Below are 9,039 nucleotides of genomic sequence, written 5' to 3' on the forward strand. Positions count from 1 at the left end.
CCTGGGGCCAGCCCCCAGACCCCCGGTCCTCGATCGCCGGACGGGCTATGCGCAGCCCGTCCGGCGACCTCGCTGGTCAGGCGTCCGCGAGGCGCTTGAGGGCTTCCTCGACGGTCAGCTCCTCGCGCTCGCCGCTGCGGCGGTCCTTGAGTTCGACGAGACCCTTCGGCGCGCCGCGCCCGACGATCAGGATCTGCGGCACACCGACCAGCTCCGCGTCGGTGAACTTCACACCCGGGGAGACGCCCTGCCGGTCGTCGACCAGGACCCGCACGCCGGCCGCGGCGAGCTTGTCGGCGACGTCCAGGGCGAGTTCGATCTGGACGGCCTTCCCTGCGGCGACGACGTGCACGTCGGCGGGGGCGATCTCCTTGGGCCAGCACAGGCCCTGATCGTCGGCGGTCTGCTCGGCGAGCGCGGCGACCGCGCGGGAGACGCCGATGCCGTAGGAGCCCATGGTGACGCGGACCGGCTTGCCCTCGGGGCCGAGCACGTCCAGCGCGAAGGTGTCGGCGTACTTGCGGCCGAGCTGGAAGATGTGGCCGATCTCGATGGCCCGGTCGAGGCGCAGTCCGGAGCCGCAGGACGGGCAGGGGTCGCCGGGCTCGACGACCACGACGTCCAGGTAGCGGTCGACGGTGAAGTCGCGGCCGCAGACGACGTTGCGGGCGTGCTTGCCGGGCTTGTTGGCGCCGGTGATCCAGCTGGTGCCCTCGGCGACGCGCGGGTCGGCGAGGTAGGGGATGTCGAGTCCCTGCGGGCCGACGTAGCCGCGCACGAGGTCGGGTCGGCCGGTGAAGTCCTCGGCGGTGACGAGTTCGACCTCGGCGGGGGCCAGGTGTTCGGCGAGCTTGCCGAGGTCGACCTCGCGGTCGCCGGGGACGCCGACGGCGGTGATCTCGCCGTCCACCTTCACCAGCAGGTTCTTCAGCGTGGCGGAGGCCGGCACGTCGAGGAACTCGGCGAGGGTCTCGATGGTGGGGGTGTCGGGGGTGTCGAGTTCCTCGACGGCCGGGTGGTCGGCGCCCTCGACGGGGGCGACGGTGGTGGTGACGGCCTCGGTGTTGGCGGCGAAGTCGCAGGCCGGGCAGTCGGCGAAGGTGTCCTCGCCGGCCTCGGCGGGGGCCAGGAACTCCTCGGACGCCGAGCCGCCCATGGCGCCGGAGACGGCGGAGACGATGCGGTAGTCCAGGCCGAGGCGTTCGAAGATCCGGGTGTAGGCCTCGCGGTGCAGCCGGTAGGACTCGGCCAGTGCCTCGTCGGAGATGTCGAAGGAGTAGGAGTCCTTCATCTGGAACTCGCGGCCGCGCAGGATGCCGGACCGGGGGCGGGCCTCGTCCCGGTACTTGGTCTGGATCTGGTAGAGCATCACCGGCAGGTCCTTGTAGGACGTGCACTGGTCCTTGACGACCAGGGTGAAGATCTCCTCGTGGGTGGGGCCGAGCAGGTACTCGGCGCCCTTGCGGTCGCGCAGCCGGAAGAGCAGGTCGCCGTACTCCTCGTAGCGGCCGGACGCCTCGTACGGCTCCTTGGGCAGGAGGGCCGGGAGCAGGACCTCCTGGGCGCCGATCGCGTCCATCTCCTCGCGTACCACGCGGGTGACGTTCTCCAGGACCTGCTTGCCCAGCGGCAGCCAGGTCCACACGCCGGCGGCGGTGCGGCGGACGTAGCCCGCCCTGACCAGCAGCTTGTGGCTGAGGGTCTCGGCGTCGGCCGGGTCATCGCGCAGCGTCTTCAGCATGGAGCGGGACAGACGCTGGACTCGGGCAGCCATGGGGTTTCTCCTGTTGCGGACCGTGCTCGGTGAATCGGGTGGGGTACTGGCGGGTGAAGCGTGCTGACAAAAGCGTGGACAAGGAGCGTAATGGGTTCAGCGCCGCAGTGGCAGCTCAGCCCCCATGACCACGTACGGGCTGGGGGCGCTGGGGAAGACCACGCCGCGGGCCAGGTCGCGGTAGCCGAGGTGGCGGTAGAGGGCCCGCGCCGGGCTCTCGGTGTCGATCGCGGAGAGGAGGGAACGGTCCTCGCTCGCGGCGTCGGTGATCTCGGTGATCAGTCGGCGTCCCAGGCCCCGGCGCTGGTAGTCGGGGTGGACGTGGAGTTCGGTGATGGTGAAGGAGCCGTCCAGCCAGGAGCTGTTGCCCTCGCGGTGGAGGTAGGGCTCGACGACGGTCGACCACCACTGGTGCCGGTCGTTGGGCAGGCCGTACACAAAGCCGACGAGCCTGCCGGCGGGGGTGGTGGCGCCGAGCGCGCGGGCGCCCGGGTGGACGAGGTGGCGCAGCACGATGTGCCGGCGCACCGCGACCTCCTCGGGGCTGAGACCGAAGGCCAGTGCCTGCACCGCGAGCGCCTCGTCGACGCGGGCGGCCAGGTCGAGGTGGCCCACCGCGACGTCATGCTGCATGGGTGAACCCTACTGCGCTCGGCGCGGCACGCTCGTATCGCTGGAGAAGGACACCCGTACAGCTAGAACAGGACACTCATGAAGGCGCCGACCTCGGTGAAGCCCACCCGGCGGTAGGACGCCCGAGCGGCGGTGTTGTAGTCGTTGACGTAGAGGCTGACGACCGGAGCGACCTCGCGGAGCGCGTACCGCAGGACGGCGGCCATGCCGGTCTCCGAGAGCCGGCGGCCGCGGTACTCGGGGGCCACCCACACGCCCTGGATCTGGCACGCCTGCGGCGTGACGGCGCCGATCTCCGCCTTGAAGACCACTCCCCCGCCCTGCTCGTCGCCGGCGAAGCGGGCGAACGCGCGGCCGCCTCCGACGAGTTCGGCGACGCGGGCCTGGTAGATGAGGCCGCCGTCGCCGGCGAGCGGGGAGACGCCGACCTCCTCGGTGAACATGGCGACGCAGGCCGGCATGATCCGCTCCATCTCGTCCTTGCGGACGCGACGGACGTACGGGTCGGCTTCGACCGCGGTCGACTCCCGGTCGGTGACCATGAGCGGCTGGTGGGGCCGCACCTCCCTGGCGGGGCCCCAGTGCGGCTCCAGCAGCGCCCACAGGGCGGCGGTCGGCTCGGCCGGACCGACGAGGGAGGAGCAGCGGCGGCCCTGGCGGCGGGCCCGTTCGGCGAAGGCCTGGACGGCCTCCGGTCCGGCGCAGACCGGGACGAGGTTGGCCCCGGCGTAGCACAGGGACTCCAGTCGGCCGGCCCGGTACCAGCCCCACATCTCGCCGCCGAGCCGCCACGGGTCCAGGCCGGAGGCGCGGACCCGGGCGGTCACGAAGGCGTTGTCGACCGGGGCCTTGTCCAGGACGGCCAGGGCCTCGTCCAGATCGCTGGGATCGAGGGCCCTGGTGGAAGCGGTCGTCAACACGTGCGGCGGTGCCTTACGTCTGCGGCGGACGTTGTGCGGTCCTGGCACTGTACCGCCGACCGGGCGGTTCCGGCGCGCGATCGGCCCCCTGGGAGCCGGTGGGGCGGCGGTCAGCTGACACAGACCCCTGCGGGTCAGCTGACGGAGACCTCGGGGGAGCCGCTGGCGCCGTCCTCCTGCATCCGCTCGGCGATCTTCATCGCCTCCTCGATCAGCGTCTCGACGATCTTCGACTCGGGCACGGTCTTGATGACCTCGCCCTTGACGAAGATCTGGCCCTTGCCGTTGCCGGAGGCGACGCCGAGGTCGGCCTCGCGGGCCTCGCCGGGGCCGTTGACGACGCAGCCCATGACAGCGACCCGCAGCGGGACGTCCATGCCGGTCAGACCGGCGGTGACCTCCTCGGCCAGCTTGTAGACGTCGACCTGGGCGCGGCCGCAGGACGGGCAGGAGACGATCTCCAGGCCGCGCTCGCGCAGGCCCAGCGACTCCAGGATCTGGTTGCCGACCTTGATCTCCTCCACCGGCGGCGCGGAGAGCGAGACCCGGATGGTGTCGCCGATGCCCTCGGAGAGCAGCGCGCCGAACGCGACGGCGGACTTGATGGTGCCCTGGAAGGCGGGGCCGGCCTCGGTGACGCCGAGGTGCAGCGGGTAGTCGCACTGGGCGGCGAGCTGCCGGTAGGCGTTGACCATGACCACGGGGTCGTTGTGCTTGACCGAGATCTTGATGTCCTGGAAGCCGTGCTCCTCGAAGAGCGAGCACTCCCAGAGCGCGGACTCCACCAGGGCCTCGGGGGTGGCCTTGCCGTACTTGCGCAGGAGCCGCTTGTCGAGGCTGCCGGCGTTGACGCCGATCCGGATCGGCACGTTCGCGGCGGAGGCCGCCGCGGCGATCTCCTTGACCTTGTCGTCGAACTGCTTGATGTTGCCGGGGTTGACGCGGACGGCGGCGCAGCCGGCGTCGATGGCGGCGAAGACGTACTTGGGCTGGAAGTGGATGTCCGCGATCACCGGGATCTGGGACTTCTTCGCGATGACCGGCAGCGCGTCGGCGTCGTCCTGGGTGGGGCAGGCCACCCGGACGATCTGGCAGCCGGACGCGGTGAGCTCGGCGATCTGCTGGAGCGTGGCTCCGATGTCGGACGTCCTGGTGGTTGTCATCGACTGGACGGAGACCGGTGCGTCGCCGCCGACGGCGACGCTGCCCACCTGGATCCGGCGGCTCTTGCGCCGCTCGGCGAGCTTGATCGGTACGGACGGCATTCCCAGCGAAATCGCTGTCATCTTGCGTTACCCCAAGGTGTGTTTCGCGGGCCCGGAACAGCGGGCTCCCCCGGCATCTGAGACTACGGCACGCGGTGCGCGCGAAGCACACCGTGCCGTCTCGGCCGCGGCCGGCCGGCGGCCGCCGTGCGGGGGCGCGTACTCACGCCCCCGCACGGCGGCTCAGCCGGCCAGTCTGACCGGATTCACCACGTCGGCGACGAGCACCAGCAGCGTGAAGCAGATGAACAGGCCCGCCACCACGTAGGCGACCGGCATGAGCTTGGCCACGTCGAACGGGCCCGGGTCGGGACGGCGGAAGACCTTGGCGAGGCCGCGGCGTGCCGACTCCCAGACGGCTCCCGCCATGTGGCCGCCGTCCAGCGGCAGCAGCGGAAGCATGTTGAAGAGGAACAGGGACAGGTTGAAGCCGGCGAGCAGGAACAGCATCGTCGCCACCCGCTGGCTCGGCGGGATGTCGAGCGTGACGATCTCCCCGCCGACCCGGGCCGCGCCGACGACACCCACCGGGGAGTCCTGGGCGCGCTCGCCGCCGTTGAACGCGGCGTCCCACAGGGCGGGGATCTTCGACGGCAGCGCGATCAGCGCCTGGAAGCCGTTGTTGACGATGCCGCCCATGGTGTCGACGGCCTGCGGGAAGGCCTGCGGCACGATGCCGGAGGCGGGCGCGAAGCCGAGGAAGCCGGCGGTCACGTACTCGCCCTCGACGTAGCCGCCCCGGCCGTCGGTCTTGAGGACCTTGTTCTTGATCGGGGTGGCCTCCAGGGTCCTCCGCTCGCCGTCGCGTTCGACGGTGAGGGTGACCGGGCCGTCGGCGGCGCGGATGCTGGCCTGGAGGTCGCCCCAGTCGGAGACCGGCCGGCCGTCGAAGGCGACGATGGTGTCGCCGGCCCGCAGTCCGGCGGCCTTGGCCGGGGTGTCGGGGGCGTCCTTGGGGCAGGTGTCGGTGCGGGCGCTTGCCGGGATGACGCAGTCGGAGACGCTGGCGACGGTGGTGGTCTGGGTGTTGATGCCGAAGCTCATCAGCACGCCGAGGAAGATCACCACGGCGAGCACCAGGTTCATGAAGGGGCCGGCGAACATCACGATGAGCCGCTTCCACGGCTTGCGGGTGTAGAACAGCCGCTTCTCGTCGCCGGGCTGCATCTCCTCGTACGCGGCGGCCCTGGCGTCCTCGATCATGCCCCGGAAGGGGGACGTCGAGCGCTGCCTGATCCTGCCGTCGTCGCCGGGCGGGAACATGCCGATCATCCGGATGTAGCCGCCGAGCGGGATCGCCTTGATGCCGTACTCGGTCTCGCCCCTGCGGCGGGACCACAGCGTCGGTCCGAAGCCGACCATGTACTGCGGGACGCGGATGCCGAAGAGCTTGGCCGTCGAGAGGTGGCCGAGCTCGTGCCAGGCGATGGAGAACAGCAGGCCGACGACAAAGACCGCTATGCCCACCAGGGTCATGAGTGTGGTCATGCGCGGTCCTCCGCTGTGCTCATCCGGGCGCCTTCCGCCAGCTCGCGTGCGCGGGCACGCGCCCAGCGCTCCGCGTCCAGGACGTCGTCGAGGGTGAGTCCGGTTCCGGACGGGGTGCCGTGTTCCTCCACCACAGCGGCCACCGTATCCACGATCGCGGGGAACGGCAGCCCGCCGGTGAGGAAGGCGTCCACGCACTCCTCGTTGGCGGCGTTGAAGACGGCCGGTGCCGTGCCGCCCAGCCCGCCGACGTGCGCGGCGAGCCGCACAGCCGGGAAGGCGTTGTCGTCGAGGGGGAAGAACTCCCAGCTCATGGCCTTGCGCCAGTCGAAGACCGGGCCGGCGTCGGGCACCCGCTCGGGCCAGCCGAGGCCCAGCGCGATCGGCAGCCGCATGTCCGGCGGGCCGCACTGGGCGAGCGTGGAGCCGTCGGTGAACTCCACCATCGAGTGGACGTAGGACTGCGGATGGACGACGACCTCGATCTGTTCGAACGGGATGTCGTACAGCAGATGTGCCTCGATGACCTCCAGCCCCTTGTTGACGAGGGTGGCGGAGTTGACCGTGATGACCGGGCCCATCGCCCAGGTCGGGTGGGCGAGCGCGTCCTGCGGGGTGACCCGGGCCAGCTCGGCGCGGGAGCGGCCGCGGAACGGCCCGCCGGACGCGGTGACCAGCAGCTTGCGGACCTCGGCGCGGGTGCCGCCCATGAGCGCCTGGAAGAGGGCGGAGTGCTCGGAGTCGACGGGGACGATCTGGCCGGGCTTGGCCAGCGCCCTCACCAGCGGGCCGCCGACGATCAGCGACTCCTTGTTGGCGAGCGCGAGGACGTGCCCGGCCTCCAGCGCGGCGAGCGTGGGCCGCAGCCCGATGGAACCGGTGATGCCGTTGAGCACGGTGTGGCAGGGGGAGGCGGCCAGTTCGGTGGCGGCGTCCGGGCCGGCCAGCACCTCGGGCAGCGCGGCGCCGGCGCCGTACCGGGCGCGCAGCGCCTCGCGGAGCGCGCCCGCCTGCTCCTCGCGCGCGACGGCGACGGTCCCCGCTCCCAGCCGGTGCGCCTGGTCGGCCAGCAACTCGACCTGTCCGCCGCCGGCGGACAGGGCCGTCACCCGGAAGCGGTCGGGGTTGCTGAGGACGACGTCCACGGCCTGCGTGCCGATCGATCCCGTGGATCCCAGGATGACGATGTCGCGGGGGCCGCCGTGGACGGTCTGCTGCGCCGCCGGGTAGCCGGTGTGCGGGTCGGCGAGCGGAGCGGGTTCGGCGAGGGGTTCCGTCATGGGTCCATTGTCACCGGTGGCCGGGGTGACCCGGACGGCGCATCGGCGTACGGCCCGGGGCGCGGGGCGGGCCCCGGGCTCTGGGCCATGGAGCGGGACGGGTTCAGGGGATCGGACGGTGCACGTTCTTCGCCTCGGAGGGGCCCGACGGGGTCTCGGCGATCCACGGCCCCGGCGTGGAGGCGTCGATGACACCCTCCTCCAGCCAGGTGTAGGCGCCGTCGAGGACGCCGCGGGCCACCTTGCGGTCGAGGTCGTCGGTGTTGTTCCAGAGGCGGTCGAACAGCTCGTCCACCCGGACGCGGGCCTGCCGGCAGAAGGCGTCGGCGAGTTGGCGGGCGGCCCGGCCGTCCTCTCCCCGGGCGGCGAGGTGTTCGGCCCGGACGCAGGCCGCGCTCATCGCGAAGAGTTCGGCGCCGATGTCCACGATCCGGCCGAGGAACCCCTGCTTGGTCTCCATCCTGCCCTGCCAGCGGGACATCGCGTAGAAGGTGGCGCGGGCGAGCTTGCGGGAGTGCCGCTCCACGTACCGCAGATGGCCGGCGAGCTGGCCGAACTCCGCGTATGCCGAGGGCAGTTGTCCGCTTCCGGCGACGAGGCGGGGCAGCCAGCGGGCGTAGAAGCCGCCGGCCTTCGCGCCCGCGCGGGCCTTGTCGGCCAGCGGCTTGTCGGGGTCGATGAGGTCGCCGGCGACCTTGAGGTGGGCGTCCACGGCCTCGCGGGCGATGAGCAGCCGCATGATCTCGGTGCTGCCCTCGAAGATCCGGTTGATGCGCAGGTCTCGCAGCAACTGCTCGGCGGGGACGCCGCGTTCGCCGCGTGCGGCGAGGGATTCGGCGGTCTCGTAACCGCGCCCGCCGCGGATCTGGACGAGTTCGTCGGCCATCCGCCAGGCCGCCTCGGAGGCGTGCAGCTTGGCGATGGCGGCCTCGATGCGGATGTCGTTGCGGTCCTCGTCGGCCATCTGGGAGGAGAGGTCGAGCACGGCCTCCAGCGCGAAGGTGGTGGCGGCGATGTAGGAGAGCTTGGCGCCGACGGCCTCGTGGCGGCCCACCGGGCGGCCCCACTGGACGCGTTCGGCGGCCCACTGGCGGCCGATGCGCAGGGACCACTTGCCGGCGCCCACGCACATCGCGGGCAGGGAGAGCCGGCCGGTGTTCAGGGTGGTCAGCGCGATGCGCAGGCCGGCGCCCTCGGCTCCGATCCGGTTGGCGGCCGGTACCCGCACCCGGTGGAGGCGGGTGACGCCGTTCTCGATGCCGCGCAGCCCCATGAAGCTGTTGCGGTTCTCCACGGTGATGCCCTCGGAGTCCGCCTCGACGACAAAGGCGGTGATGCCGCCGGGGCCGTCCGGGTGGGCGGGGACCCGGGCCATCACCACGAGCAGGTCGGCGACGACGCCGTTGGTGGTCCACAGCTTCACACCGTCCAGGACGTACTCGTCGCCCTCGCGGACCGCGCTGGTGGCCAGCCGGGCGGGGTCGGAGCCGACGTCCGGCTCGGTGAGCAGGAAGGCGGAGATGTCGTGGCGGGCGCAGCGCGGCAGGAACTCGGCCTTCTGCGCGTCGGTGCCGAACGCCTTCAGCGGCTGCGGCACGCCGATGGACTGGTGGGCGGAGAGGAGCGCGCTCACCGCCGGGCTGACCGAACCGATGAGCGCGAGCGCCTTGTTGTAGTAG

General features: G+C 71.9%; 7 protein-coding genes. All 7 read right to left on the reverse strand.

All coding sequences use genetic code 11. From position 1 onward, the window contains the following. Positions 1–76: 76 nt before the first annotated feature. Complete coding sequence (locus GL263_RS15295; RefSeq protein WP_182856261.1) at positions 77–1,774, reverse strand: proline--tRNA ligase; 1,698 nt, start codon at positions 1,772–1,774, stop codon at positions 77–79. 96 nt (positions 1,775–1,870) lie between these two features. Continuing rightward, complete coding sequence (locus GL263_RS15300; protein ID WP_182856262.1) at positions 1,871–2,407, reverse strand: GNAT family N-acetyltransferase; 537 nt, start codon at positions 2,405–2,407, stop codon at positions 1,871–1,873. A gap of 62 nt (positions 2,408–2,469) precedes the next feature. Further along, on the reverse strand, positions 2,470–3,327 hold the full coding sequence (locus GL263_RS15305; protein WP_182856263.1) for a GNAT family N-acetyltransferase: 858 nt from the start codon (positions 3,325–3,327) through the stop codon (positions 2,470–2,472). Positions 3,328–3,461: 134 nt separating this feature from the next. Then, positions 3,462–4,613, reverse strand: a complete 1,152-nt coding sequence (gene ispG, locus GL263_RS15310; RefSeq protein ID WP_182856264.1) for a flavodoxin-dependent (E)-4-hydroxy-3-methylbut-2-enyl-diphosphate synthase — start codon at positions 4,611–4,613, stop codon at positions 3,462–3,464. A gap of 162 nt (positions 4,614–4,775) precedes the next feature. Further along, positions 4,776–6,080 carry a M50 family metallopeptidase gene (locus tag GL263_RS15315; RefSeq protein ID WP_182856265.1) on the reverse strand — a complete coding sequence of 435 codons (1,305 nt, stop codon included), beginning with the start codon at positions 6,078–6,080 and terminating at the stop codon, positions 4,776–4,778. Further along, positions 6,077–7,360 carry a 1-deoxy-D-xylulose-5-phosphate reductoisomerase gene (gene dxr / locus GL263_RS15320; protein ID WP_182856266.1) on the reverse strand — a complete coding sequence of 428 codons (1,284 nt, stop codon included), beginning with the start codon at positions 7,358–7,360 and terminating at the stop codon, positions 6,077–6,079. The genes GL263_RS15315 and dxr overlap by 4 nt, the downstream gene beginning before the upstream one ends. 103 nt (positions 7,361–7,463) lie before the next feature. Then, the coding region (locus GL263_RS15325) for an acyl-CoA dehydrogenase family protein (protein ID WP_182856267.1) at positions 7,464–9,039 on the reverse strand (1,576 nt) is incomplete at its 5' end.

This window comes from Streptomyces durbertensis (genome assembly GCF_014156695.1).
Lineage (GTDB): Bacteria > Actinomycetota > Actinomycetes > Streptomycetales > Streptomycetaceae > Streptomyces > Streptomyces durbertensis.